Source organism: Mycoplana ramosa (assembly GCF_041930185.1).
In the GTDB taxonomy this organism is placed as follows: Bacteria; Pseudomonadota; Alphaproteobacteria; order Rhizobiales; family Rhizobiaceae; genus Mycoplana; species Mycoplana ramosa.
The window spans coordinates 178,763-205,057 of record NZ_JBHEEW010000005.1 but is presented as its reverse complement, the minus strand read 5'-3'; the positions used below and the strand labels follow the sequence as shown (position 1 = coordinate 205,057).

The window sequence follows — 26,295 nt, the reverse complement described above, 5'->3', positions numbered from 1 at the left end:
GCCATCGTCATGGGCAGCCAATCCGACTGGGAGACGATGAAGAACGCCGCCGACACGCTGGATGCGCTGGAAGTGGACTACGAGGCACGTATCGTCTCCGCCCACCGCACCCCGGATCGGTTGTACCAGTTTGCCAAGAATGCGCGCCCCGATGGCTTCAAGGTGATCATCGCCGGTGCCGGCGGCGCTGCGCATCTGCCCGGCATGATCGCCGCGATGACCTCGCTGCCGGTCTTCGGCGTGCCCGTCCAGTCCAAGGCGCTGTCCGGCCAGGACAGCCTTCTGTCCATCGTGCAGATGCCCGCCGGCATCCCGGTCGGCACGCTTGCCATCGGCAAGGCCGGCGCCGTCAATGCGGCCCTGCTCGCAACCGCCGTCCTTGCCCTGTCGGATCCGGAGCTCGCACTTCGGCTTGACGAGTGGCGCGAGAACCAGAGCGCCTCGGTGGCGGACTACCCGGTGGACGGTCCGCTATGAGCGTCAGCACGATCGGAATCATCGGCGGCGGACAACTCGGCCGCATGCTTGCCATGGCCGCCGCGCGGCTGAGCCTCCGCACAATCATTCTCGAACCACAGGCCGACTGCCCGGCCGCGCAAGTGGCCAATGCCCAGATCGTCGCAGCCTATGACGATCTTGCGGCGCTCGATGAGCTTGCCCAGCGCAGCGACGTCGTCACCTACGAGTTCGAGAACGTGCCGGTTGCGGCCGCCGAGCTCCTGGTTCGGTCGGTGCCGGTGTTGCCACCGCCGAAGGCGCTGGAGGTCTCGCAGGACCGTCTGGCGGAGAAGCGCTTCATCAACGAATGCGGGATCGCAACGGCCCCATTCGCGGCGGTCGACAGCCAGGCGGACCTGGAAGCGGCGCTTGATTCCTTCGGCGGCATCGGCGTGCTGAAGACCCGGCGCCTGGGTTATGACGGCAAGGGACAAAGGATGTTCCGCTCGCCGGCCGAGGACAGACAAGGCGCCTTTGAGGCGCTCGGTTCCGTGCCGCTCATCCTCGAAGGCCTGATCGCTTTCGAACGCGAGATCTCGATCATTGCCGCCCGCGCCCAGGACGGCACGATCGTCTGCTACGATCCGGCCGAGAATGTCCATCGCAACGGCATTCTGCACACCTCCACGGTGCCGGCCGCCATCCATGAGGCGACAGCCGACCAGGCACGGCGGGCCGCGCGTGCCATCCTCGATCGGCTCGATTACGTCGGCGTCGTCGGCGTCGAGTTCTTCGTGCTTGGCGATGGCCAACTCGTTGCGAACGAGATGGCACCACGCGTGCACAATTCCGGTCACTGGACGGAGGCGGCCTGCGTGGTCTCGCAGTTCGAACAGCACATCCGTGCCGTCGCGGGCCTGCCGCTCGGCGACGGCCGCCGCCACTCCGATTGCGTGATGCAGAACCTGATCGGCGACGACATCGAGACCGTCCCTGCCTGGCTGAAGACACCCGACGCGCTTGTGCACCTCTACGGCAAGCGCGAGTCGCGCCCCGGCCGCAAGATGGGCCATGTGACGGCGCTGCGCTGAGAAAAATGCGCTTCGCCCGCCGTGGAAATCGCGATGCGCAGAAGCCAAAATACCCGTGAAACGGTTGACAGCGATCGGATGAACGGTTACACGAACGCCAACCTGAGAGCGCGCCCGAAACGGCGCGTTTTTAATTGACCTTTCCGGGCGGATTCGTTTCCTCCCCAGCATCGCGGATCAGAAACATGAAGATCAAGAATTCGCTCAAGTCGCTCAAGACCCGCCACCGTGAGAACCGCCTGGTTCGTCGCAAGGGTCGCGTCTACATCATCAACAAGTCGAACCCGCGCTTCAAGGCCCGCCAGGGCTGAGTGCAGGCGTACTGGCCTGTCGAAAGATAGCAGTTTGCTTTCAAGCGCATGCGGTTTAGCATAACGGCATGCGCTTTTACGTTGTTTGTGCCGCCCTGTCGTTGCTTGTCCCGTTGCCCGGAGTCGCCTTCGCGCAGGACGATCAGGCGGCTGCGACCACCCAGAACGAACCGGCGCTCACAACGCCTGCCGAACGTCTCAACGTCCTGTTTGCCGAACTGAAGCGCGAACGGGATCCGGACAAGGCGAAGCTGATCTCCGACAGCATCCGGGTGGAATGGCGCGAGTCCGGCAGCCCCACCGTCAATTTCCTGATGCAGCAGGCCGACAAGGCCATGACCGAGGACAAGGACCCCGCCGCTCTCGACTATCTGGATGAGGTCATCCAGCTTGCGCCCGGCTATGTCGAGGGGTGGAACCAGCGCGCCACCTTGAACTACAAGCTCGGCAACTACCGTAAGTCGATGTCCGACATCAATCGTGTGCTGGCAATCGAGCCGCGCCATTTCGGCGCCATCGCCGGCATGGCGATGATCCTGACGAGTTACGGCCGCGACGAATTGGCGTTGGAAGCGTGGCAGCGCTTCCTCGACGTCTACCCCTCCGAACGGCGCGCCCAGAAGGCGCTCGGCGAAATCGCCGAGAAGCTGGCGGGAAAACGGACCTGAGCCTCGAAAGCCGGGGCCTCTCCGCTCTCCCGGTGAAGTGTAAGCTCAAAGAATCGGAAAGTCGGGCCGAGCCCTGCTGACAAACCGTCATCTTCGCAAACAGCCCTGCTTCCGTCACCCCGGACTTGATCCGGGGTCCAGCTGCACCGCGTCCGCGGCGCGAATGAGTTTTCTGCGCTCAAGGACTTGAGCGCGCTGGATGCCGGATCAAGTCCGGCATGGACGGAGTGTTTGGATACTGCTCGCAGATACGAAGAGGCGTTGAAAGGCAGCCAGCAGTCTGGGGCGGGCCGGGCCCACCCTTCAGACGCCGCTGGCGCCGTCCGAGCCGATATAGGCGATGCGCAGCATGTTCGTCGCGCCCGGTGTCCCGAGCGGCACGCCGGCGGAGATGATGATGCGGTCGCCGGGCTTGCCGACGCCCTCGCTGACCACAATCCGACAGGCACGGTTGACCATGTCGTCGAGGCTCTCGGCGTCGCCCGTGACGACGCAATGCAGCCCCCAGACCACCGACAGGCGCCGTGCCGTCTCGATGATCGGCGACAAAGCCAGCACCGGCACCTCGGGCCGCTCGCGAGCGGCGCGCAGCCCGGTTGTGCCTGACGAGGTGTAGCAGACGATGGCCGTCAGGTTCAGCGTCTCGGCGATCTGGCGGGCGGCAAGCGAGATCGCATCCGCGCCGGTGGCCTCGGGCGGGGTGCGCTGGGCATTGATGATGCCCGGATAGTTCGGGTCGCGCTCGACCTTGCTGGCGATCGAGGCCATGGTCGACACCGCCTCTACCGGGTATTCGCCGGACGCGGATTCGGCCGACAGCATGACCGCGTCGGCGCCCTCGAAGACGGCGGTGGCGACGTCGGAGACCTCGGCGCGGGTCGGAACCGGCGAGGAGATCATCGATTCGAGCATCTGCGTTGCAACGACCACCGGCTTGCCCGCACGCCGGCAGGCGCGCGTCAATTGCTTCTGCAGGCCGGGCACTGCTTCCAGCGGCATCTCGACGCCGAGGTCGCCGCGGGCGACCATCAGCGCGTCAGACAGTTCGATGATCTCGTTGATACGCTCGATCGCCTGCGGCTTTTCGATCTTCGACATCAGGCCGACGCGACCGCGCGCCACCTTGCGCACCTCGGCCAGATCCTCGGGGCGCTGGATGAAGGAGAGCGCCACCCAGTCGACGCTGCCAGTCGACAGCACCGCATCGAGATCGGCGCGGTCCTTCTCGGTCAGCGCACCGACGGGCAGGAGCGTATCGGGCAGGCTGACGCCCTTGCGGTCGGAGATCTTCGTGCCGGCGATCACGGTGCAGACGATCTTCTTGCCGTCCGCCTGCTCGGCGCGCAGATGCAGCTTGCCGTCATCGATCAGCAGGCGATGGCCCGGCTTGACCGCCTGGAGGATTTCCGGATGCGGCAGGAAGACGCGCTGGCTGTCGCCAAGTTCCTCGTTGCCGTCGAGCGTGAAGGTCTGGCCGGCGACGAGGTCGGCCTTGCCGTCCTTGAACCTGCCGACACGCAGCTTCGGGCCCTGCAGGTCCGCCAGGATGCCGATCGGCCGGCCGCAGCGCGCTTCCACGGACCGGATGCGGCTGATCAGCGTACGCATCAGGTCGTGGCTGGCGTGGCTCATGTTGATGCGGAAAAGATCGGCCCCCGCTTCGTGCAGCTTCTGGATCATCTCTTCCTCGGCGGAAGCCGGTCCGAGCGTCGCGAGGATCTTTACTTTTCTATTCCGCTTCATCAATTCTGGCTTTCTTGCGTCCCTGGCGTATCGGAGAGCTGAACCATCCAGCTGCCCTGGCGGCCGGTGTCGTACTCCTTGAAGCCCATGCGCTGGAAGCCGCGGGCAAAGCAGTCGTTTACGCCGGTGATCTTGAACTCGTTCTCTGCGACGCACATGTTGACGTCGCCGGTCCAGCGGCCGCCGCGCGCCGCGTCTTCCGCATAGAGATAATAGTAGCGCGACTGCAGCTCGCCTTCGATCAGCGTGGCGCAGGTCGTAGCCGGAACCTGCCACCACCCCTCGGTGATCCAACCCTCCGATGCGCGGTAGCCGATCGCGACGCCGACAAGGTTTTGAGTGCCGTTGCACACGCGGAAATCAGCCCGCGCCGAGCCGGGCGCAGCGAGCGAAAAAAAGGCAACGGCGGCGAAAAGGCCCATCAGAGAAAGCCCGGTTCCCGGGCGGAGGCGGTGGGGGCGAGATTGAGCTGACACGGCTTCCAATGGAACTCCGTTGATTTGGTCACGCGCTTTCTTGCGACGGCGGAGAACGAATGTCAACGCAACTCTAATCGATTACACCGGCCAGTCCGTCCACCCTGCTGTCCGATGCGTTGCGGCTGGCGGCCGACTTGCGATCGTCCGCCTGGCGTGTCATCAAGCCGAGCAGCATTCCACGCACCCCACGAGTTTGCATGGCCGAGCAATTGAACGACAGTCCCTTTGAGATCATCGACGGCGATTCGCACATTGGCCTCGTTCTCCTCGCCGACCATGCGACGAACCACTTGCCAGCCGAATACGGCCGGCTGGGCCTGCCCGAGAGCGCGTTTGCCCGCCACATCGCCTACGACATCGGGATCGAGGGCCTGACCCGCAGCCTCGCCGCCCGGCTTGGTGTGCCGGCCGTGCTCAGCCGGTTTTCCCGTCTCCTGATCGATCCCAACCGCGGCGAGGACGATCCGACGCTCATCATGCGCATTTCGGACGGGGCGATCATTCCCGGCAACCATCCGATTTCACAGGAGGAGTGGCGCCATCGGCTGGAGACCTATCACCGGCCCTACCATGGCGCCGTGTCGCAGGTGATCGGCAATGTGGCCGCTGCGACCGGCAAGGCCCCGCTCGTCATCTCGCTGCATTCGTTCACGCCGACCTGGAAGGGGGTGTCACGCCCCTGGCACATCACCGTGCTCTGGGACAGCGACGACCGTGCGGTCCGTCCGCTGCTCGCCGCCCTTGGCGGCATTCCGGGCGTGGTCACCGCCGACAACGAGCCCTACGACGGCGCCTTGCGCGGCGACACGATGTTTCGGCACTGCATGACCGCCGGCATCCCGCATGCGCTGATCGAGGTGCGGCAGGACGAGATTGGAGACGAGGCCGGCATCGCGCTTTGGGCTGCCCGGCTAGCGCCCATCCTTGCCGAGTTGAACGCCAACGGGAGCCTGCACACCTATCAGACATTCCCTTCCCGAACCGGGCCTTACTGACCGGATCGAAGGTAAACGGGCGCGGCGACCGATATCCGCATTGGCGGCATCGATCCCCGGCCAGAGGAGACGAGACGATGGAACTGAGCGATGAACAACGCGTGGCCTTCGAGGCGGCGGCTTTCCGGCGGCTGCTCGCCCATCTGCGCGAACGCAGCGACGTGCAGAATATCGACCTGATGAACCTTGCCGGTTTCTGCCGCAACTGCCTGTCCAATTGGTACCGCGAGGCCGCGAACGAGGCCGGCGTGGCGATGGACAAGGAGCAGTCGCGTGAACTCGTCTACGGCATGCCCTACGACGCCTGGCGGACGCTGCACCAGAAGGAAGCCAGCACCGAACAGTTGGCGGCCTTCGAAATCAGCCGACCCAAGGAATAGTGGGGGAAACTGGTATAAGCGGCGAAAATCGCCGCCGCGCCGCTTGCGGGGCTTGATCTCGCCCGAACTTCGCGGCAGATCACGCCATCAGATTTCATCCATTCCCCCAACGAGGAGAAGACCATGTCCGATGCTCACGGCGTCGCCCGCGACCAGCTTCGTGCCTTCATCGAGCGGATCGAGCGCCTGGAAGAAGAAAAGAAGACCATCGCCGACGACATCAAGGATGTCTACGGCGAGGCCAAGGGTGTGGGCTTCGACACCAAGATCCTGCGCAAGGTCATCCAGATCCGCAAGCAGGACAAGGACGAGCGCATGGAGCAGGAAGCGATCCTCGACACCTATCTGCAGGCGCTCGGCATGATCGAGCTGCCGCCGGACGCCGAGTAAGGCATACCGACCCGCCGATGGAAAACCCGCGAAACCAGGTTTCGCGGGTTTTCTTTGACTGCTTGCTGCAAATGGTCAGTTCGTATCGGAGAACTTGCGCACTTCCAGGAAATTGACGGCGCTGCCACTGAACCGAGCCGGATCGATCGCGGCCGTTTCCTGCTGGAACCCGGCCATGTAAACGGTGGTCGGGGCCGCTCGCAGCTTCTGACTGACGAACCGCGGCGCCTTGACCGGCTTGGTCAGGGTGGCGACGCGTCCTTGCGTCAGCGCCCACCGGGAGATGATCTTGTCGTTCAGCTTCGGTTCCGTGCGGATTGCGCCGCGGGCCGCGGCATCGGCATCCCTCTTCTTCGGGCGCGCGCCCTTTGTCGGAACGTCGCTGGGGGCGACATCGAAAGCGGTCAAGGCATCCCGCGCGGGAACGAGAGCCGCCAGTTCGATCGGGCCGGCTTCGTCAAGGTTGTCATCGCTCGGCGCGGCGAGCGCGACGCGGGTCGCTGCTTCCGCCGTCAAGCCGTCGTCGTGTTCAGCCTCGGCGACGGCCGCAACATTGCTGGCGCCATCCTGGCTCGGCACACCGACATCGGCCTGGGCAATGGCCATCAGGGCGGCATCGTCACCCGGCCGCATACCCGGAACCGGAACGATCCCGAAATCCTCGTCGTCCATCGCAACAGCCGCCATCAAGCTTTCCTGTGCCTCGCCGGGCATGGTCCGCTTGCCGAGCAGTTCCGGTACGGGGATCTTGTAGCCGCCAAGATCGGCATATTCGCCGGCCTGATCCTGGCCCAAGACCGTTGCAGCATTGAGGGCTTCCGCCGCATTGTTCGTTGCCGGCGACACGAGCGCCAGTTCGGTGGCGGCCGCGGAATTATCCCTGAACGCCGGACGAACGAGCGGGACGGGAGCATTCAGCTCGGCAATCTCCGTTTCGGTGACGACCGGTCTTGCTTCAGGCGTCACGTCGCTCGGCTGGCTGGACGCGATGCCGGGCAGTGCGCTGCCGGCACCTGCCGCGGGACGCGCAGCCGGGGCGACCGCCTCCAGCGGCTCGGCGCTGGCAATAGCCGTGGGTTCTTCGTCCTCGTCCCCGCCTCCGCCGAAGAGAGCTGCAAGGAGGTTCCGCTTCCTGCCGGAACCCGCCTTGTCCGGAGAGCCGCCGCCGGCGACCTGGACTGCGTCGGCCCCCACGCGGCGCTTATAATCGGCGACTGCCTGCTGATAGCCCGGCAGCGGCTTGCCGTCCGCGGGCAGGTGCATCGTCTTGCCGTCCGGGAAGAGCGACACAAGTTCCTGGCGGCTCATGCGCGGCCAGGCGCGCACGCTGCCGACATCCATGTGGATAAAGGGCGAGCCGGAGGTTGGATAGTAGCCGACGCCGCCGACCTCGAACTTCATGCCGATCTCGCGCAGCGTCTTCAGCTTCACGTCCGGAATGTAGAAGTCCATCGCCTTGCCGAGCATATGCTGGCTTTTCTTGGCCACACCCTTGGAACGCGAACGCAGCATCGAGTTCGTTGCCGGCGAGCGATAGGCGGAGACGACATGGATGTAGCCGCGCGAGCCGCTCTTCTGGTAGACCTCCCAGACGAGGTCGAAGAGGCGTGGATCCATCTTCGTCGGTTCGTTGCGGCGCCAATCGCGCAGGAAACGGTTGAGTTGCTGGAGGCCCTTCTGGTCGTAGCGCCCGTTGCGCTTGAAGGTGATCTCCGCCTTTTCATTGGTGTGGACGAAGTAAAGCTTCAGCGAGCGCGTACCGGAGGCGGCATCGGTTGCCGACGGAACCAAAGCCGGAACGACGAGCGAAGCGGCCATGGCGGCGATGGTCAAAATCCTGGGGGCCTTGTCGAGCGCCGCTTTGCACATGGCAAGTGCGCTGGCTCCCCGGAGCGTCATCGATCCAATTATGTCTGCCAACTCTATCCCCGTCCTGCCGGACAATAGGTGCGTCCCTGAAAAGCCAGATGACGACCAATTGCGGTAACAGCATGGCAAATTCGCCACAGTCTCCAATACTCCCCAAATATAGTGAACGATCCACTAATAAGGGGTGAACGGCAACGGGAAAAACACGAGAGGCTTGAGAAATCAACCGAAATCAGGCGGCTTCCTTCAGGGGATTCTCGGGATCGATACCATAGTCCTTCAGCTTTCGATAAAGCGTCGACCTGCCGATGCCCAGCTTTCGGGCGACCTGGCTCATCTGGCCGCGATAGAACTTCAATGCAAAGCGGATCAACTCTTCCTCGACATCGGCAAGCTTTCTCACTTGCCCGCCCCGGTCCACGCTGGAAATCGTGTTCTCGCCAGCGGCAGGCGGCAGTGATTCGGACGCCTCGCGCGGCCGGAAGTCGGGATAGACCGAAGGCATTTCGACGTCCGCGGCCCTGGCGGAGACCGGTGCGGTGGCTGCTTCCCAGGTCACGCTACCCGATTCAGTCAGTGTGTAGCCGGGAACCTGCGTAGCAATTTGCGGGAAATCGGATGCCTGGAGCTCCGGCCCCTGCGCAAGCACGACCGCCCGGAAGATCGCGTTCTCCAACTGGCGGATGTTGCCCGGCCAATCGAAGGCGGTCAAAAGCGCAATGGCGGCAGGGGAAAGCGTCAGCGGCGTGGCGAGCTTCTGCTCGCCGGCAAAGCGTTCGACAAACGAGCGCACGAGAACCGGAATGTCCTCCTTGCGCCGGCGCAGCGCCGGAATGGTGATCGGAAAGACGTTCAGGCGATAGTAGAGGTCTTCGCGGAACCGCCCCTCCTTCACCTCGGTGATGAGGTCCTTGTTCGTGGCCGAAATCAGCCGGACATTGACCTTCTGCGGCGCGCGGGCGCCGACCGTCTCGATCTCGCCTTGCTGCACCGCGCGCAGCAGCTTGACCTGGACCTCCAGCGGCAGGTCGCCGATCTCGTCGAGAAAGATCGTTCCGCCGTCCGCCTCGGCAAACTTGCCGATATGCCGCTCGACTGCGCCGGTGAAGGCCCCCTTTTCGTGGCCGAACAGGATGCTTTCCACCAGGTTGTGCGGGATCGCGCCGCAGTTGACGGTGACGAAGGGCTTGTGGGCCCGGTCGCTCGCCGCCTGGATGGCGCGCGCGACCATCTCCTTGCCGACGCCGGATTCGCCCTCGATGACGACGGGAATGTTCGACTGGGCCGCCCGGCGGGCCAGATCGATGACGCGCAGCATCTCCGGGCTGGCCGACACGATGTCGTCGAACTGCACGGCCTCGCTGCGGTTGCGGCGGCCCGGGCGGCCATGCGGGTCGCGCTGCTCCAGCTTCAGGGCGTTTTCGATCGCAACACCGAGCCTTTCGGGCGAAACCGGCTTGACGACGAAGTCGAACGCACCGGCACGCATCGCGGTCACCACGGTTTCCAGCCCGCCCTGCCCCGTCTGCACGATCACCGGTATCGTGCTCTCGCGCTCGGCGAGTGCGGCAAGAAAGGCCGTGCCGTTCATTTCCGGCATCATCAGGTCGAGCAGGATCACACTGATCAGACCGCCCTTTCGGTCGAGGACTTCCAGGCCGGCGCGGCCATTCTCGGCAACGTGCGCCACATGGCCGTTGCGCTCGATCATGTTCTTCAGAAGCCTGCGCTGGACAGGATCATCATCGATGACAAGAATGTGGGCCGCCATTGAAACCTCCTCGCCGCGCGTCATGCGCAGTGTTGGCACAACAATACCGTTGGACCTTGGCACGAAGGGTTGAACATGCCGTTTTGAGAAAGGCTTGCATTTTAACCAATGGCGACGCAAGCAAGAGCGCCGCAATCACCCACGAGGCTTCCAATGTCCGCTTTGAACGTTTCGCCCGCAATTCACCATGCCACAGCAACCGCCGGCGCCCTTGCCGGCGACCTCGGCGACTTGCCCAGCTGGAACCTCGCCGACCTCTACGCCTCTTCGACCGCGCCGGAGTTTCGCGCGGATCTGGAAAGGGGCATGACGGATGCATTGGCCTTCGAGGCCCGGTGGAAGGGCAAGCTCGCAGAGGCCGCGGCCAAGTCGGGTGCGGAGGGGATCGGCGCGGCGGTCAAGGAATACGAGGCGCTGGAAGATCTGCTCGGCCGCATTGCCTCCTTCGCGGGCCTTACCTACTTCTCCGACACGACCGATCCGGCTAACGGCAAGCTCTATGGCGATGTGCAGGCGAAGATCACCGACATTTCCGCGCACCTTCTGTTTTTTCCCTTGGAAATGAACAGGGTAGACGACAGGCGCCTCGCCGAGAGCCTGGAGCGTGACGTGCTCGCCGCCCACTACCGCCCGTGGATCGAGGACCTGCGCAAGGATAAGCCGCACCAGCTCGACGACCGCACCGAGCAGCTCTTCCTGGAAAAATCGATGACCGGGGCTGCGGCCTGGAACCGGCTGTTCGACGAGACGATGGCTTCGCTGCGCTACACCATTGACGGCGAGGAGGTGTCGCTCGAGGTGGCGCTGAATCTGCTGCAGGATGCCAAAAGCGAGACCCGCAAGAAGGCGGCGATGGCGCTGGCCAAGACCTTCAGGGAGAACATCCGCACCTTCACGCTGATCACCAACACGCTCGCCAAGGACAAGGAGATCTCCGACCGCTGGCGCAGCTTTGAGGATATCGCCGACAGCCGGCATCTCGCCAACCGCGTCGAGCGGGAAGTCGTCGATGCGCTCGCCGCGGCCGTGCGGGAGGCCTATCCGCGCCTGTCGCACCGGTACTATTCCATGAAGGCGAAATGGCTCGGAATGGAACAGATGGAGTTCTGGGACCGCAACGCGCCGCTGCCGGAAACGCCGAACGCGCTGATCCCCTGGAGCGACGCCAAGGACACCGTGCTATCGGCCTATCGGGCCTTCGCCCCGGAGATGGCGGCGATCGCCGGCCGCTTCTTCGACGAGAACTGGATCGACGCGCCGGTGCGCCCCGGCAAGGCGCCGGGCGCGTTTGCGCATCCGACCGTGCCCTCGGCCCATCCCTATGTCCTGGTCAACTACATGGGCAAACCGCGCGACGTGATGACGCTGGCGCACGAGCTCGGCCACGGCGTCCACCAGGTGCTGGCCGGCGGCCAGGGCGCGCTGATGGCCTCGACGCCGCTGACGCTCGCCGAGACGGCGTCGGTCTTCGGCGAGATGCTGACCTTCCGCAGCCTGCTCGACCAGACCAAGGACAAGCGCGAGCGCAAGGCGATGCTCGCGCAGAAGGTCGAGGACATGATCAACACGGTCGTGCGCCAGATCGCCTTCTACGAATTCGAACGCAAGGTGCACACGGCCCGGAAAGAGGGCGAACTGACCGCCGAGCAGATCGGTGAACTCTGGCTCTCAGTGCAGTCGGAAAGCCTCGGTCCGGCGATCCGTATCTCCGAGGGCTACGAGACCTACTGGGCCTATATCCCCCACTTCATCCATTCACCCTTCTACGTCTACGCCTATGCCTTCGGCGACTGCCTGGTGAACTCGCTCTATGCCGTCTACCAGCAGGCCGAAAGCGGCTTCCAGGAGAAGTACTTCGAGATGCTGAAGGCCGGCGGCACCAAGCACCATTCCGAGTTGCTGCGGCCGTTCGGCCTCAATGCCGCCGATCCGTCGTTCTGGAGCAAGGGCCTGTCGATGATCGAGGGGCTCATCGACGAGCTTGAGGCGCTTGATAAGGCTGCTTGAATACTCTGCCGAGAACCGATGAAATGACCGATCGCCAACGCTATGTGCTCCTGCGGGACGACCGCGAGGACCGGACCACGGTCTTCGCCGACCCCTCCCGGATGGTCACGGTACGCAAGCGCGCGGATTTTGAGCCGGCGTTCAGGACGCTTCAGGCAGCGCATGATGCCGGACAATGGATCGCCGGCTTCATCAGCTACGAGGCCGGGCATCTGTTCGAGAAGAAACTCGCGCCGTTTGCGCTCAACGGCCGCGAAACGCCGTTGATGAGCTTCGGCATCTTCGACGCGCCGGGCGACGATCATCCGCTGGCGACGCCGAGGCAGCGCGTCGAAAACGAACCCTTCGTCACCGAGCCCAGGGCCGGTTGGGACCTGGAAGCCTATCGCCAGCGCTTCGACCGGCTGCACCGGCACCTGCGCGAAGGCGACTGCTACCAGGCGAACCTGACGATGCCGATTCATGCCCGCTGGAACGGCGACCCGGTGGCGGCCTTCTGGTCGCTGATCGAGCGCCAGCCGGTGAAGTACGGCGCGCTGGTCTCGCTCGACGGGCCGATCCTGCTGTCACGCTCACCGGAACTGTTCTTCCGCATCGACCGGGACGGCTGGATCGAGACGCATCCGATGAAGGGCACCGCACCGCGCGGCGCCAACGCCGCTGAGGACGAAGCGATCGTGGCGGCGATGCTGGCCGACCCGAAGAGCCAAGCGGAAAACCGCATGATCGTCGACCTCTTGCGCAACGACATCTCGCGCGTCACCGAGGTCGGCACGCTGGAGGTGGCGAAACTCTTTGCGATCGAGACCTACCCGACCGTGCACCAGATGGTCAGCCACGTGCGGGCGAAGCTTGTGCCGGGCACGACGATCCGCGACATCTTCGCCGCGCTCTTTCCCTGCGGCTCGGTCACCGGCGCGCCGAAGATGCGGGCGATGGAGATCCTGCACGATCTCGAGGCCGGCCCGCGCGACGCCTATTGCGGCGCCATCGGCCTGATCGCTCCGGACGGCACCATGCAGTTCAACGTGGCGATCCGCACGCTGTCGCTCTTCGACGGCGGCGAGGCGGTCTTCAACGTCGGCGGCGGCATCGTCTACGATTCGAACGCCGAGGCCGAGTACGAGGAGTGCCTGCTCAAGGCACGCTTCGCGGTGGGAGACCAATGGATATCTCGCTGATCGAGACGCTGCGCTGGCAGCCGGAAACAGGCTTCGTCCGGCTGGAGCGGCATCTGGCGCGGCTGCAGCGGTCGGCGACGGCGCTGGGGATTTTTGGGGCAGAGCGGGCCGAGGCCGCGCTTTCGGATGCGATGAAGACGGCGGCCGCGGCGTCCTACCCTCCCCCTCGTGGGGAGGGTGGCCCGGAGGGCCGGGAGGGGTCTTCGCGGCAACCGCCCGCGACGTCTTCACCACCTCCCCTCCCCAACCCCTCCCCACAAGGGGGAGGGGCTTGCCCGCTGCGCGTCCGTCTCGAGCTGTTCGCCGACGGCCGGATCGAGGTGAGGACGGCGCCGTTCGTGGCGCTCGCCGCAGACGCCGTCTGGACGGTTCGGATCGCGACGACGCGGCTTTCTTCCGCCAATCCGCTGCTGCGCCACAAGACGTCGCACCGCGCCGTGTACGAGGCGGCGCGCGCCGAGTTTCCCCCCGCCGAGGCCGACGAGGTGATCCTGCTCAACGAGCGCGGCGAGATCTGCGAGGGAACGATCACCACCATCTACCTCGACGACGGCTCCCGCGTGCTGAAGACGCCGCCGCTCGCCTGCGGCTTGCTGGCCGGCGTGTTGCGCGAGGAACTGCTCGAAACCGGCCGCGCGACGGAACAGCGCCTGCAAGCGGGAGACCTGCTAAGCGGCGACCTGTTCGTCGGAAATTCGCTGCGCAGCCTGATCCGCGCTCGTCTGGCAGGATAGGCGCTACCCGCCAAGGTCCGTTCGCGGCGCCCGCTGCCGGCCGTCGAAGACCGCCAGGATTTCGATCACACCACCTTCAACGCGGTAGGGGATAGAATAGGCCGTCCCGGCAACTATCAGACGCCGGACGTCGGTGCGGTGCGTGGGAAGACCAAGGTGCGGCTGCTGTTGCAACAGTTCGACCCCATGGAGAATACGTCGTGCGACACCGTTGGCGGCATCCGGGTTATGCTGGGCGATGTAAGCTCTGATGGCGATTAGATCGCGAACGGCAAGACGCGACCAGATGATCTTCATCGGGCGGATTTCATCGGGCGAACCGCGGGCGGCATCTTCTCATCCTCTGTACCCCAACTGGACAGCCAATCGGCGACTGCCTCGTGAGAAGCGAAATGCCCATCGCTCGCGGCCTCGACTGCCTCGTCGATCGCGGCGATTTGCCAACCGTGCCTGTCAAGATACTCGGCCAGCGCCTCCTGGGCGAGAAACGATCTCGGCCGTTTCGTCGCCGCGGCCAGTTGGTCCAAGCGCTCCTTCATCTCGTCGGAAACCCGCAGAGAAATAACGTTTTGAGACATGGCGTTTACCTTTGGCGACAATGTATACAAAATAACACATTGCCCCGCCGCCAGCAATGCCGCCCGAAGAAAGGGGACCCGAGCTCATGGATCCGCAGGCGGAGTGCAAGCGGCTGCTCGACGCTCGCGCTGAACGCGCCAACTCGGGATGAGGCCCCGGTTGACAATTCAGGCGCGAAGCTTCGTGCCCACTTTTTTGTGACGGAATTCTGTGCTCTAGGCAGTTGCATGCCGGAAACGGGGCGACTTGACCTTGTTGGCGACACGCACTCCCGAAGGAGATCGAAGGAAAATGGCAGAAAAGACCTACCCGGTTTACGGCGAGATCACAGGCCCGGTCGTGATGATCGGTTTCGGCTCCATCGGCCGCGGCACGCTGCCGCTGATCGAGCGCCATTTCAAGTACGACAAGAACCGCCTGATCGTTATCGAACCGCGCAAGGACGCAGCCGACGACGAGCTCTACGCCCGCCACGGCGTTCGCCACATCACCGAGTTCGTCACCAAGGACAACTACAAGGACCTGCTGAAGCCGTTGATTTCCGAAGGCGGCGGACAGGCATTCGTCGTCAACGTCTCGGTCGATACCGGCTCGGTCGACCTGATGCGGTTTTGCCGCAAGCACGACGCGCTCTACATCGACACGGTCATCGAACCCTGGCTCGGCTTCTATTTCGACAAGAACATGAAGAATGCGGATCGCACCAACTACGCGCTTCGCGAGACCCTGCGCAAGGAGAAGGCCAAGAACCCGGGCGGCACCACGGCCGTTTCCACCTGCGGCGCCAACCCCGGCATGGTCTCCTGGTTCGTCAAGGAAGCGCTGGTCAACCTCGCGGGCGATCTCGGCGTCAAGCACGAGGTGCCGGCGCAGGACGATCGCGAAGGCTGGGCGAAGCTGATGAAGAAGGTCGGGGTCAAGGGCATCCACATCGCCGAGCGCGACACCCAGCGCGCCAAGACGCCGAAGCCGCTCGACACCTTCTGGAACACCTGGTCGGTGGAAGGCTTCATCTCCGAGGGCCTGCAGCCGGCCGAACTCGGCTGGGGCACCCATGAGACCTGGATGCCGAAGAACGCCAAGAAGCACAAGAAGGGCTGCAAGGCAGGGATCTACCTCGAGCAGCCGGGTGCCAACACGCGCGTGCGCACCTGGTGCCCGACGCCGGGCCCGCAATACGGCTTCCTCGTCACCCACAACGAGTCGATCTCGATCGCCGATTTCTTCACCGTCCGCGACAAGAACGGCGACGTGACCTACCGGCCGACCTGCCACTACGCCTACCATCCGGCCAACGACGCGGTGCTGTCGCTGCACGAGATGTTCGGCAACGGCGGCAATGCGCAGCCGGTGCACCATGTGCTGGACGAGAACGAGCTGGTCGACGGTGTCGACGAGCTCGGCGTGCTGCTCTATGGCCACGACAAGAACGCCTACTGGTACGGCTCGCGCCTGTCGCTGGAAGAGGCCCGCGAGCTTGCCCCCTACCAGAACGCCACCGGCCTGCAGGTGACCTCGGCGGTACTCGCCGGCATGGTCTGGGCGCTGGAAAACCCGAAGGCCGGCATCGTCGAGGCCGACGAGATGGACTACCAGCGCTGCCTCGAAGTGCAGCGGCCCTATCTCGGCCCCGTCGAGGGCCACTACACCGACTGGACCCCGCTCGACGGCCGCCCCGGCCTGTTTCCGGAGGACCTCGACACCAAGGATCCGTGGCAGTTCCGCAACGTCCTGTTCCGCTGACAATCCGCGGCAAAGATCGCTGCCTGAAACGCCCGCGGCGCGCCGCGGGCGTTTCGTTTTGGCACGGATAACCTGTCGCCAAAGCCGCCTTTCTCTTGCATTCACCGACTGTTCACGGCATGGTCTGGCAACATTTTCAATGCCGTATCGTTGGGCAAGGCTATGGAGAACCCCATGAAACCCTTGATCTTTGCTTCCCTGCTTGCGGCTGGCGCTACGCTCGCCTCGTGCCAGTCGTACGACCGGGCGCCGGTGCGGCCGATTGCGCAGGCGCCGCAGGGCGTGGAAGGATCATGGGTTGATGCGAACGGACTGATCTCGACCTTCTCTGCGGGCCAGTTTGCCACGAAGACGACGGACACGAACACGACGATGGCGACCGGCACCTATGTCACCCAGCCGGGCGGGCTGATCGAGATCAGCCTCTACTCCAACATTTCCAAGTCCGCCTCGAAGGCCAACTGCTCGCTCGTCACCCCGCGCCAGCTGAACTGCACCTCGGGTTCGGGCGCCCAGTTCACGCTCAACCGGCAGGGCTGAGGCGCGCTCGGGCGCCAGGCAGGAATTTTGCCCGCGGGCGCGCCGCGACCTCCGAGGGGCCGCAGGTCGAAGGCAGTAGAACGATCGTCGTCCTCCGCAGGCCGAGGGCACTCCACGGCATTGCCTAGATCTGAGGCGGAGAGGGCTATTTCATTCCCGTTTGGGCCTGCAGCGCCCGGAGCTCCGCTGCCGTGAGATGCCTCGCGCTGCCTTTCGGCAGGTCGCCGAGGACCAGGTCGCCGATCGCCACCCGGATCAGCCGCAGGACCTCCAGTCCGATGACCTCCAGGATTCGCCGGATCTGCCGATTCTTGCCCTCGTCGAGCTCGACCTCCAGCCAGCAGTTCTTTTCGCCCGAGCGCAGCACGCGGACAGCGGATGCCTGCAACGTCTCTCCCTGGTGGACGACGCCGGATGTCATGCGATGCAGGTCCTCCTCGGATGGAATTCCGCGGACCTGGACGTGGTAGAGCTTGCCGACATGCGTCTCGGGGTCGAGCAGGCGCTGGGCCAGCGCCGTGTCGTTGGTGAAGAGCAGCAGCCCCTCGCTCGCCTTGTCCAGTCGACCGACCGGCGAAACGAAGGGCAGGTTGAGGTCCTTCAGGCAATCGAACACCGTCGGACGGCCTTCCGGATCGGATCGCGTCGTGACCAGCCCGCGCGGCTTGTTCAACGCCAGATAGACCTTGTCATTGGCCTCAAGCGCCTTGCCATCCAGTTCGATCCTGTCCCGCGCCAGATCGACCCAGGCGTTCGGGTCGACCACCTTGCGCCCGTTGACGCGAGCACGGCCGGCCGCGATGAAGGCCTCCGCCTGCGTGCGCGAGCAGATGCCGAGCTTCGAAAACGCGCGCTGCAAGGTGACGTTTCCGGTGCTACGGGGAAATTTACCGGGCAATTCGGTCGCTCCAGCTTTGCGAGGTCGACACGCAGTGCCGACGCCTGTGCGGGCGCACCTAGCAGAATCCGCCAATCACGTCCATTGCGCGCTGCGGTCAGTGGCCGCGCGTGCGGCCATCCCGCTCGTCGCCTGCGCGCCTTAACCGTCTTCGCAAGCCTTCACGCGACCGGCCGCTTTCCCCCTTGAAGTTCTTTGGATGCAATGGAACCATCTGCTCGCGCAGAAGACGAGACCGCTCGACCCATGACGGATCGAGCGGGCGTTCCGCCTGACCGGGAGAACATGTTCATGACTTCAGTCCGCATCAGCCTGCTGGCCGCTTCCCTGATTGCCTTTTCCGCGGGCGCTGCCTTCGCAGACTACGAACTCGACATCCTGCACATCAATGACCTGCATTCGCGCATCGAGCCGATCAACAAGTTCGATTCGACCTGCTCGGCGGAAGAGGAGAGCAAGAACGAATGCTTCGGCGGCGTCGCGCGCCTCAAGGCCGCGATCGACGCGCAGCGGCAGGCACTCTCCGGCAAGAACGTGCTGCTTTTGAACGCCGGCGACAATTTTCAGGGCTCGCTGTTCTACACCACCTACAAGGGCGCGGCCGAAGCCGAATTTCTGAACCTGATGAAGTTCGACGCGATGACCGTCGGCAACCACGAGTTCGACGACAGCGAGGACGGGCTGGCCGCCTTTCTCGACAAGGTGCAGTTTCCGGTGGTGACCGCGAACGTCGCTGCCGGCGCCAGCTCCAGGCTCGGCGACCGGATCAAGCCGTTCATCGTGCTCGAGGTCGGCGGCGAGTCCGCGCGATCTTGCCGCCATCGCCAAGATCCCGGACGTCGACGTGGTCGTCGGCGGCCATTCGCACAGCCTGCTTTCCAATACCGACGAGAAGGCCGAAGGCCCCTACCCGACCATGGTCGACAACCCGGGCGGCTACAAGGTTCCGATCGTCCAGGCCAGCGCCTACACGAAATACCTCGGCAACCTGAAGGTCGTGTTCGACGATCAGGGCGTCGTCAAGGAGGCCAAGGGCGATCCGATCCTGATCGGTTCGAGCTTCAAGCCGGATGAGGCGGTCGTCGCCCGCGTCAAGGAATTGGCCGGGCCGATCGAGGAAATGAAGACGAAGATCGTCGCCGAGACCGCCGCGCCGATCGACGGATCGCGGGAGCGCTGCCGGACCGGCGAATGCCAGATGGGCAACCTCGTCGCCGACGCACTGGTCGACCGCACCAGGGGCCAGGGCGTGACCGCCGCGATCACCAATGGCGGCGGCCTGCGCGCCTCGATCGACGGCGGCCCGGTCTCGATCGGTGAAGTGGTGACGGTGCTGCCGTTCCAGAACACCGTCTCCACCTTCCAGCTGAAGGGCACGGACCTGCTGGCGGCGCTCGAGAACGGCCTGAGCCAGATCGAGGAGAACGCCGGCCGCTTCCCACAGGTCGCCGGCATGAAGTTCTCCTTCGACAGGTCGAGGCCGGCGGGCAGCCGCGTCGTCTCCGTCGAGATGAAGGATGGCGACGTCTTCGTGCCGCTCGATCCGGTCAAGGTCTACACGCTCGCCTCGAACAACTACATGCGCGCCGGCGGCGACGGCTACAGGATCTTTGCGACCGCCGCGACGAACGCCTACGACTACGGCCCAACGCTCGATCAGGTGGTGGCGGACTATCTGGCCGCCAATCGGCCCTACAAGCCTTTTACCGATGGGCGCATCACGGCCGTGGCGGCTGCGGCTGTGACGGCGACGGATGCGGCTGCGGGCACACCCACCCCCGACACCGCGACGCCGGCGACGCAGGCCGCCAAGCCCGCCGCCTCCGGCGAGGCGACGAAGCACGTCGTCGTCCGCGGCGACACCCTCTGGGACATTGCCAAGTCGGCGTATGGCGAAGGCCACCTTTGGCGGAAGATCTCCGAGGCCAACGGCAATCCGAAGCCCCGTGCGCTCAAGATCGGATCCGAGTTGCAGGTGCCGGGTCGATAAAGGACAATTTGTCTCCGCTCTTTCCGCCGGTTCGGGCTTTCCCGGGCCGGCATTTCTTCTTAGAACGGTCACAGAGTTGATGACCGACAATTTTTTAAATCCACCCGGACAATGAGCCGAACAGGACCCGACATGCAAACCGCCTCTCCAAAGCCCGCCGCACACCCGCCCGTCAAGCATGGCAAGATCGGCGTCCTGCTCGTCAATCTGGGCACGCCGGACGGAACCGATTACACGTCGATGCGGCGCTACCTGAAGGAGTTCCTGACCGACAAGCGCGTGATCGAATGGCCGAAGGTCCTTTGGTATCCGATCCTTTTCGGCATCGTCCTGAACAGGCGCCCCCAGAAGGTCGGCAAGGCCTACGAGCTCATCTGGAACAAGGAGAGGAACGAGAGCTATCTGCGCACCTACACGCGCAGCCAGGCGGAGTCGATGGCCACGTCCTTTGCCGGGCATCCGGATGTGATCGTCGACTGGGCGATGCGCTATGGCCAACCCTCGATCGCCTCCCGGATGGAGTATTTGCAGAAGGAAGGATGCGAACGCATCCTGGTTTTTCCGCTCTATCCGCAATACGCCGCAGCGACGACGGCAACTGTCAACGACAAGGCCTTCGAGACGTTGCTGAAGATGCGCTGGCAGCCGGCCCTTCGCACCGTGCCGCCCTATCACGACGATCCGGTCTATATCGATGCGCTGGCAACTTCGATCAACACACATCTCGCGGGTCTCGATTGGGAGCCGGAGGTTGTCCTGACTTCCTTCCACGGCATTCCCAAAAGCTACTTCGACAAGGGCGACCCTTATTACTGCCAGTGCCAGAAAACCGCCCGGCTGTTGCGCGACAGGCTCGGCTGGTCGAAGGAGAAGCTGCAGGTGACGTTCCAGTCGCGCTTCGGCCCGGAGGAATGGCTGCAGCCCTACACCGACAAGACGGTCGAGAAGCTGGCGCAGGAGGGCGTCAAGCGCATCGCCGTGATCAACCCGGGCTTCGTTTCGGACTGCCTGGAAACGCTCGAGGAAATCGCCGGCGAGGCGGGCGAGAGTTTCCTGCACAACGGCGGCGAGAAGTTCACCCACATCCCCTGCCTCAACGACAGCCCCGAGGGTATGGCGGTGCTGGAGTCCGTCGTCCGCCGCGAACTCGCCGGCTGGATCTGACGTCGGCACGCAGCGCGCAGGCCCCTGCGCATCGGCAGCACGAAACGCCCCGCAAATTGCGCTGGCCTTGTCGCACGGATTGCGTAGAGTGACGCGAAACCGAGCGTTAGGGGCGTGGCATGTCGTTGGATGGGCTGGATATTTTCGTCATTGCAGTGGTGGTTCTGGTCCTGTGGCTGCTGTTTGCCGGGATCAAGACGGTGCCGCAGGGCTTTCAATATACGGTGGAGCGGTTCGGCCGTTACACGCGCACGCTCGAGCCCGGCCTCAACATCATCATCCCGTTCTTCGACAAGATCGGCGCGCGGATGAACGTGATGGAGCAGGTGCTGGAGGTGCCGACCCAGGAGGTCATCACCCGCGACAACGCCAGCGTCTCCTCCGATGCCATCGCCTTCTACCAGGTGCTGAACGCCGCTGAGGCCGCCTATCAGGTCGCCCATCTCGAGAATGCGATCCTGAACCTGACGATGACCAACATCCGCTCGGTCATGGGCTCGATGGACCTCGACGAGCTGCTCTCCAATCGCGACAAGATCAACGACCGACTGCTGCACGTCGTCGACGAGGCGGCCAAGCCCTGGGGCGTGAAGATCACCCGCGTCGAGATCAAGGACATCGCGCCGCCGAAGGACCTGGTCGACGCGATGGCGCGGCAGATGAAGGCGGAGCGCGACAAGCGCGCGCAGGTGCTGGAAGCCGAAGGCTCGCGCAACGCCCAGATCCTCCGGGCCGAAGGCGCCAAGCAGTCGGCGATCCTGCAGGCGGAAGGCCAGCGCGAAGCCGCTTTTCGCAATGCCGAAGCCCGTGAGCGCCTCGCCGAGGCAGAAGCCAAGGCGACGAAGATGGTGTCCGAGGCGATCGCCGCCGGCAATGTGCAGGCGGTCAACTACTTCGTCGCGCAGAAATACACCGAAGCGCTAGCGACGGTCGGCAGCGCGCCGAACTCCAAGGTCGTGCTGATGCCAATGGAGGCGTCGTCGCTGATCGGCTCGCTCGGCGGCATCGGCGCAATCGCCAGGGAGGTGTTCGGCGATGGCCCCGCACCGGCGACCAACCGGGTGCGTCAATCGACCCCCACCACAGGCGGCACCGTCCGCAATCCGTTCGATACCACGAGGGAAAGCTGAGCCATGATCGCCCGCATTGCCGCAGAACTGGGGCCCTGGGCCTGGTGGGTGCTTGGCATCGTGCTGCTGATCCTCGAGGTGCTGATGCCGGGGGTGTTCCTCGTCTGGATCGGCGTCGCGGCGATCATCACTGGCGCGCTGTCGCTGCTTCTTTGGGAGGTCGGCTGGTGGATCTGGCAAGTGCAATGGCTGGTTTTCGCGGCCCTGTCGATCGCAGCCGTCCTCGTCGGACGGCGCCTCGTGCTCTCTAATGCTCAGCGGACCGACGAGCCCTTCTTGAACCAGCGTGCCCGCAGCCTCGTCGGCCGGACGGCAACCCTCGACCAGCCGATAACGGAAGGTCGTGGCCGCATTCGCCTCGACGATACCGTGTGGAGCGTGCAGGGGCCGGACCTGCCGACAGGCACGCGCGTGCGCGTGGTGGCAAGTTCGGGTCGCGACCTGACGGTCGAGCCGGTATAGGCCAGAAACCAGAAATCCCGCCCCGGTCGATGCCGTGTGGCAGGATTTTCGTGAAAGCAGCCGCACTAAAGCCGGTCAGGCGACGCCGATCCGCAGCAGATCGTGGAAGTGGACGATCCCCACCGGGGTGGACGTCTCGTCGGTGACGATCAGCGCCGAAATGTTGTGCTGGTTCAAAAGGCCGAGCGCAGCGGTCGCTAGCGTCGTCGGGCGCACCGTCTTGGGCGACCGCGTCATGATGTCGTCGACATCCAGCTCGGCGAGATTACGCGCCAGGTTTCGGGCGATGTCGCCATCGGTGACGATACCGATGAGCTTGCCCTCATCGTCGATCACACCGACGCAACCGTAGTGCTTCTGCGACAGCAGAAGCACGGCGTCCGGCATGGATGTACCGAGCGGCACGAGCGGCATGTTCTCGCCACTGTGCATGATGTCGCCCACATGAGTCAGGCTAGCCCCCAGCTTGCCGCCCGGATGGAAGGTCTTGAAATCGCTGGCCGTGAAGCCGCGTGCTTCCAGAAGCGCCACCGCCAGCGCATCGCCGACGGCGAGTTGCATCAGGGTCGAGGTGGTGGGGGCGAGTCCATGCGGGCAGGCTTCCTGCTCCTTGGGAAGCAACAGGACGATATCGGACTCGCGCGCCAGCGCGGACCGCTCGCCGGCCGTGATCGCGATGAGCGGGATCGAGAAGCGCCGGGTATAGGAGACGATTCCCTGCAGCTCCGAGCTTTCACCGCTCCATGACATGGCGAGCACCACGTCGTCCGAAGAAATCATGCCGAGATCGCCGTGGTTGGCTTCGACCGGATGGACGAAGAACGCCGGCGTTCCGGTGGATGCAAATGTCGCAGCGAGCTTCGATCCGATATGGCCAGACTTGCCGATCCCGGTAACGATCACGCGGCCCTTGATGCCTGCGACGACGCGCACGGCTTCGCAAAAGGGGTCGTGCAACGCGCCCGAAAGCGCGCGCGTCAACGCATCCAGGCCGGCGCGCTCGGTTTCGACGGTACGGATTGCGGACGCGATTGCGCCGCTGCTTTCTACCAATGCTAGTTTTCTGATCATGCGCCTCGTTAGCGTTTTTGTTTTTCGATGTCCATGCATCGAGTCGCATCGTCCCGGTAAATTAGCTGCCGGGTCGGAAACCAAACGTTAACCACAAGCCTTTACGTTCGGTTAGGAATTCGACGAATCCGCGAAAGCCATGCCTTATCCGCACAGCAAATCTCTACGGGCGCTACCTGCCTCGCTGCCGCGCCGCGTGGCCGGCTTGCTGCTTGCCGGCACGATGCTGGCCGCGGGGCCGGCGCCGGCTCAGGAGACCGGGCCAACCGATCCCGGGGACGCGACCGCAACGAATGCGCTGCAGGACCCGCCTGTCGCGGAACCGCCTGCCACACAGGCAACTGCCCCGGACAGCCCCGCGGCGACCACCAGAACGACGCCGGCCATACCGCTCGCCTCCGCCGATGGGCAGGAGGCCGACGCCGCAACAGAGATTGGCCGGCAGAACCTCCCGGTTCCATCGATCGACGGACTTCGGACCGCCACGGCTCCGTGGAGCGACGAGCCGCCCGGCATGCGCCTGGGCACGTTCATCCTCCGGCCCACGGTTTCCCAGGGTATCGGGTATGAGCGCACCAAGACCGGCGACAACGTCCAGACGCGCTCGTTTTCGACGACCACCTTGCGTGGCATTCTGGTTTCGGACTGGTCCCTGCACCAGTTGACGATCGGCGGTGCGGGAACCTTCGAGAAGAATTTCTCCGGAGGCAAGACCACCGAGCCGGAGGCCAATGTCGACGCCGACCTGAGGCTCGATCTGTCGGCCGAAACCACGGCCAACCTGACCGCCGGCTACAGTCTCGAGCGCGAGGACGCCGCTGACCCCAACGCGATTGCGAATGCCAACGAGCAGTCGGCAGTGCAATCCTTCCGGGGCGGGGCCCGCATCCAGCGCGATTTCGGGCTGATCCGCGGCACGCTGGGAGCGGACATCGAACGCACCACCTATGGCGACGTCGAGCTGTCCGACGGTTCTGAGCTGTCGCAGAGCGACCGCAACAACACCGAGGGGGTTATCACCGGCCGGATCGGCTACGAGCTCTCGCCGGCCCTCATTCCCTTCATCGAAGCGGCCGTCGGCCGCGTTCGCTATGACGACGCGCGCGATTTCGCCGGCTATGCGCGCTCGGGCGACGTTTACGCCGCGCGCACCGGGGTAGAGCTCGATCTCGGCGAAAAGTTGCGCGGCGAACTCGCGTTCGGCTACGATCGCGAGACCTATGACGACGAGCGGCTGAAGACCATCAATGCGTTAAGCGTCGACGGATCGGTGGACTGGTCGCCCCAGCGCGGCACGAACGTCAACCTCGGCCTCAGGACGTCCATCGAACCGTCAACTACACCGGGCGAAAGCGGATATGTTTCCTATCTCGCGAGCGCCGACATCACGCACGAGATGCGCAGCAACCTCGTCGCGCGCCTGGCGGGCTCCTACGAGTGGCGCGACTTTCCGACATCTCCCTCATCGAACCAGAACGTCTACATCATCGGCACGGGATTGACCTGGGGCCTGAACCGCTACCTGGCGCTGAGCGGTGACGTATCGTATGAGCTGACCACGCCGGAGACGGGCGCGAACACCGGAGTGACCCGCGCCGGCCTTGGACTGGTGTTGCGTCGCTAGTAAGTTCGCGCTGCAATCGCACAGGCGGGTCTTGCCAACAACGCGCAGCACCCAAAGCCGATTTGAGACTTTGGGTTGCGCGCTCGAATTACCTCAGGCTCTTGAGCATTGCCATCAACGGCTCTTCAACCGTGGGGCGAATGTCGGCGCGCGCCAGCGCGAAGGCGACGTTGGCAAGAATGAACCCGTCCTTGGCACCGCAGTCATAGGTTTCGCCGCGGAAATGATAGGCGGCGAATGGCTGCTCTTTCAGCAGTTTCACCATCGCATCCGTCAGCTGGATCTCGTTGCCGGCACCGCGCTCCTGGGTTGCGAGAATGGAGAAGATCTCCGGCTGCAGGATGTAGCGGCCGTTGATGAAGAAGTTGGACGGTGCGGTTCCGGGGGCCGGCTTTTCCACCATCTGGGTGATCCGATGGCCGTTGCCGACCTCGCCGCCGATGCCGACGATGCCGTACTTGTGCGCCTGGTCCGGGGCGCACTCCTCCACGGCAACGACGTTACCGCCATCATGCTCGTAGAGCTCGACCATGCCGGCCAGACAGCCCTTCGGCGCCTTCATGATCATGTCGGGCAGCAGCAGCGCGAACGGCTCGTTGCCGACAAGCTCGCGCGCGCACCAGACCGCATGGCCAAGACCGAGTGGCTCCTGCTGGCGGGTGAAGCTGGTGGAACCCGCGACCGGCAGGATATGTTCGAGCAGGGTCAATTCGGCGGTCTTGTTGCGCTGGCGCAGAGTCTGTTCCAGTTCGACCTGGATGTCGAAATAGTCCTCGATGACGGCCTTGCTGCGGCCCGTGACGAAGATCAGGTGCTCGATACCCGCCTCCAGTGCTTCATCGACCACGTACTGGATCACCGGCCGGTCGACGACGGTCAGCATTTCTTTCGGCACGGCCTTGGTTGCAGGCAGGAATCGTGTCCCGAGCCCCGCGACCGGGAACACCGCTTTACGCAACTTGCGTTTTTCAGCCATCATAAACCTCTTGAATGGCCTCCGTTCATCGGAGGCACGTTTCCCGCATTAGTTTCAATTT

General features: G+C 64.3%; 25 protein-coding genes and 1 pseudogene. 17 read left to right on the top strand and 9 right to left on the bottom strand.

Annotated features, from left to right (window positions below):
* Positions 1-9: 9 nt before the first annotated feature.
* The 4 genes from purE (at position 10) to JNC62_RS08375 (ending at position 2,508) form a co-directional block, all read left to right on the top strand.
* Complete coding sequence (gene purE / locus JNC62_RS08390) at positions 10-477, top strand: 5-(carboxyamino)imidazole ribonucleotide mutase (protein WP_374837914.1); 468 nt, start codon at positions 10-12, stop codon at positions 475-477.
* Complete coding sequence (locus tag JNC62_RS08385) at positions 474-1,529, top strand: 5-(carboxyamino)imidazole ribonucleotide synthase (protein ID WP_374837747.1); 1,056 nt, start codon at positions 474-476, stop codon at positions 1,527-1,529. Before purE ends, JNC62_RS08385 begins: the two co-directional genes overlap by 4 nt.
* Before the next feature lie 185 nt (positions 1,530-1,714).
* Complete coding sequence (gene ykgO, locus JNC62_RS08380) at positions 1,715-1,840, top strand: type B 50S ribosomal protein L36 (RefSeq protein WP_012709334.1); 126 nt, start codon at positions 1,715-1,717, stop codon at positions 1,838-1,840.
* Between the two features lie 68 nt (positions 1,841-1,908).
* Complete coding sequence (locus JNC62_RS08375; RefSeq protein WP_374837745.1) at positions 1,909-2,508, top strand: tetratricopeptide repeat protein; 600 nt, start codon at positions 1,909-1,911, stop codon at positions 2,506-2,508.
* Positions 2,509-2,811: 303 nt separating this feature from the next.
* Here the strand turns inward: JNC62_RS08375 and pyk are convergent, their stop codons facing one another.
* Positions 2,812-4,251 (bottom strand): pyruvate kinase, encoded by a 1,440-nt coding sequence (pyk, locus tag JNC62_RS08370; protein ID WP_374837743.1) that lies wholly within the window; start codon positions 4,249-4,251, stop codon positions 2,812-2,814.
* Entirely contained in the window at positions 4,251-4,673 is a 423-nt protein-coding gene (locus JNC62_RS08365) for a DUF1036 domain-containing protein (RefSeq protein ID WP_374837741.1), read from the bottom strand. The genes pyk and JNC62_RS08365 overlap by 1 nt, the downstream gene beginning before the upstream one ends.
* A 254-nt stretch (positions 4,674-4,927) precedes the next feature.
* Here JNC62_RS08365 and JNC62_RS08360 point away from each other — a divergent pair, with 254 nt between their 5' ends.
* The 3 genes from JNC62_RS08360 (at position 4,928) to JNC62_RS08350 (ending at position 6,495) form a co-directional block, all read left to right on the top strand.
* Complete coding sequence (locus JNC62_RS08360; protein WP_374837739.1) at positions 4,928-5,725, top strand: N-formylglutamate amidohydrolase; 798 nt, start codon at positions 4,928-4,930, stop codon at positions 5,723-5,725.
* 77 nt (positions 5,726-5,802) lie between these two features.
* The gene (locus JNC62_RS08355) at positions 5,803-6,105 is read left to right on the top strand and encodes a DUF1244 domain-containing protein (RefSeq protein WP_374837738.1); all 303 of its coding nucleotides are present in this window, start codon (positions 5,803-5,805) and stop codon (positions 6,103-6,105) included.
* A 123-nt stretch (positions 6,106-6,228) separates the two neighbouring features.
* Positions 6,229-6,495: a DUF2312 domain-containing protein gene (locus JNC62_RS08350; RefSeq protein ID WP_097137244.1), complete on the top strand. Its 267-nt coding sequence runs from the start codon at positions 6,229-6,231 to the stop codon at positions 6,493-6,495.
* Positions 6,496-6,570: 75 nt separating this feature from the next.
* Here the strand turns inward: JNC62_RS08350 and JNC62_RS08345 are convergent, their stop codons facing one another.
* On the bottom strand, positions 6,571-8,415 hold the full coding sequence (locus JNC62_RS08345; RefSeq protein WP_374837736.1) for a peptidoglycan L,D-endopeptidase MepK: 1,845 nt from the start codon (positions 8,413-8,415) through the stop codon (positions 6,571-6,573).
* A gap of 181 nt (positions 8,416-8,596) precedes the next feature.
* Complete coding sequence (locus JNC62_RS08340) at positions 8,597-10,135, bottom strand: sigma-54-dependent transcriptional regulator (protein ID WP_374837734.1); 1,539 nt, start codon at positions 10,133-10,135, stop codon at positions 8,597-8,599.
* 153 nt (positions 10,136-10,288) lie between these two features.
* Between JNC62_RS08340 and JNC62_RS08335 the strand changes: the two genes are divergently transcribed.
* From JNC62_RS08335 to JNC62_RS08325, 3 genes are read left to right on the top strand one after another with little or no spacing between them, the layout of a single operon-like run.
* Positions 10,289-12,142 (top strand): M3 family oligoendopeptidase, encoded by a 1,854-nt coding sequence (locus JNC62_RS08335; RefSeq protein WP_374837733.1) that lies wholly within the window; start codon positions 10,289-10,291, stop codon positions 12,140-12,142.
* 23 nt (positions 12,143-12,165) lie between these two features.
* Entirely contained in the window at positions 12,166-13,323 is a 1,158-nt protein-coding gene (locus JNC62_RS08330) for an aminodeoxychorismate synthase component I (protein WP_374837732.1), read from the top strand.
* The gene (locus JNC62_RS08325; protein ID WP_374837731.1) at positions 13,308-14,057 is read left to right on the top strand and encodes an aminotransferase class IV family protein; all 750 of its coding nucleotides are present in this window, start codon (positions 13,308-13,310) and stop codon (positions 14,055-14,057) included. Before JNC62_RS08330 ends, JNC62_RS08325 begins: the two co-directional genes overlap by 16 nt.
* 3 nt (positions 14,058-14,060) lie before the next feature.
* Here JNC62_RS08325 and JNC62_RS08320 read toward each other — a convergent pair whose 3' ends face one another.
* Together JNC62_RS08320 and JNC62_RS08315 are read right to left on the bottom strand one after the other, a co-directional pair.
* A complete protein-coding gene (locus JNC62_RS08320; RefSeq protein WP_374837729.1) occupies positions 14,061-14,354 on the bottom strand; it encodes a type II toxin-antitoxin system RelE/ParE family toxin in 294 nt (97 codons plus the stop codon).
* Complete coding sequence (locus JNC62_RS08315) at positions 14,351-14,635, bottom strand: CopG family ribbon-helix-helix protein (protein WP_374837727.1); 285 nt, start codon at positions 14,633-14,635, stop codon at positions 14,351-14,353. The genes JNC62_RS08320 and JNC62_RS08315 overlap by 4 nt, the downstream gene beginning before the upstream one ends.
* A gap of 292 nt (positions 14,636-14,927) precedes the next feature.
* On the opposite strand from JNC62_RS08315, the gene JNC62_RS08310 reads away from it, so the two are divergent.
* The gene (locus JNC62_RS08310; RefSeq protein ID WP_374837725.1) at positions 14,928-16,379 is read left to right on the top strand and encodes a homospermidine synthase; all 1,452 of its coding nucleotides are present in this window, start codon (positions 14,928-14,930) and stop codon (positions 16,377-16,379) included.
* A gap of 174 nt (positions 16,380-16,553) precedes the next feature.
* Positions 16,554-16,919, top strand: a complete 366-nt coding sequence (omp10, locus tag JNC62_RS08305) for an outer membrane lipoprotein Omp10 (RefSeq protein ID WP_374837723.1) — start codon at positions 16,554-16,556, stop codon at positions 16,917-16,919.
* A gap of 145 nt (positions 16,920-17,064) precedes the next feature.
* Here the strand turns inward: omp10 and JNC62_RS08300 are convergent, their stop codons facing one another.
* Positions 17,065-17,817, bottom strand: coding sequence for a pseudouridine synthase (locus tag JNC62_RS08300; protein WP_374837721.1), 753 nt, complete (start codon positions 17,815-17,817; stop codon positions 17,065-17,067).
* Positions 17,818-18,108: 291 nt separating this feature from the next.
* Between JNC62_RS08300 and JNC62_RS08295 the strand changes: the two are divergent.
* The 4 genes and pseudogenes from JNC62_RS08295 to JNC62_RS08280 all read left to right on the top strand — a co-directional run bounded on the left by JNC62_RS08295 (position 18,109) and on the right by JNC62_RS08280 (position 22,563).
* Positions 18,109-19,807, top strand: a pseudogene (locus JNC62_RS08295) (5'-nucleotidase C-terminal domain-containing protein).
* Between the two features lie 132 nt (positions 19,808-19,939).
* The gene (hemH, locus tag JNC62_RS08290) at positions 19,940-20,971 is read left to right on the top strand and encodes a ferrochelatase (protein ID WP_374837719.1); all 1,032 of its coding nucleotides are present in this window, start codon (positions 19,940-19,942) and stop codon (positions 20,969-20,971) included.
* 125 nt (positions 20,972-21,096) lie between these two features.
* Positions 21,097-22,101, top strand: coding sequence for an SPFH domain-containing protein (locus JNC62_RS08285; protein ID WP_374837912.1), 1,005 nt, complete (start codon positions 21,097-21,099; stop codon positions 22,099-22,101).
* A 3-nt stretch (positions 22,102-22,104) separates the two neighbouring features.
* Entirely contained in the window at positions 22,105-22,563 is a 459-nt protein-coding gene (locus tag JNC62_RS08280) for an NfeD family protein (RefSeq protein ID WP_374837717.1), read from the top strand.
* 75 nt (positions 22,564-22,638) lie between these two features.
* Here the strand turns inward: JNC62_RS08280 and JNC62_RS08275 are convergent, their stop codons facing one another.
* Entirely contained in the window at positions 22,639-23,634 is a 996-nt protein-coding gene (locus tag JNC62_RS08275; RefSeq protein WP_374837715.1) for a KpsF/GutQ family sugar-phosphate isomerase, read from the bottom strand.
* A 139-nt stretch (positions 23,635-23,773) separates the two neighbouring features.
* On the opposite strand from JNC62_RS08275, the gene JNC62_RS08270 reads away from it, so the two are divergent.
* Positions 23,774-25,258: an outer membrane beta-barrel protein gene (locus JNC62_RS08270; RefSeq protein WP_374837713.1), complete on the top strand. Its 1,485-nt coding sequence runs from the start codon at positions 23,774-23,776 to the stop codon at positions 25,256-25,258.
* 88 nt (positions 25,259-25,346) lie between these two features.
* Here JNC62_RS08270 and galU read toward each other — a convergent pair whose 3' ends face one another.
* A complete protein-coding gene (gene galU, locus JNC62_RS08265; RefSeq protein WP_374837711.1) occupies positions 25,347-26,234 on the bottom strand; it encodes a UTP--glucose-1-phosphate uridylyltransferase GalU in 888 nt (295 codons plus the stop codon).
* Between the last annotated feature and the right edge of the window lie 61 nt (positions 26,235-26,295).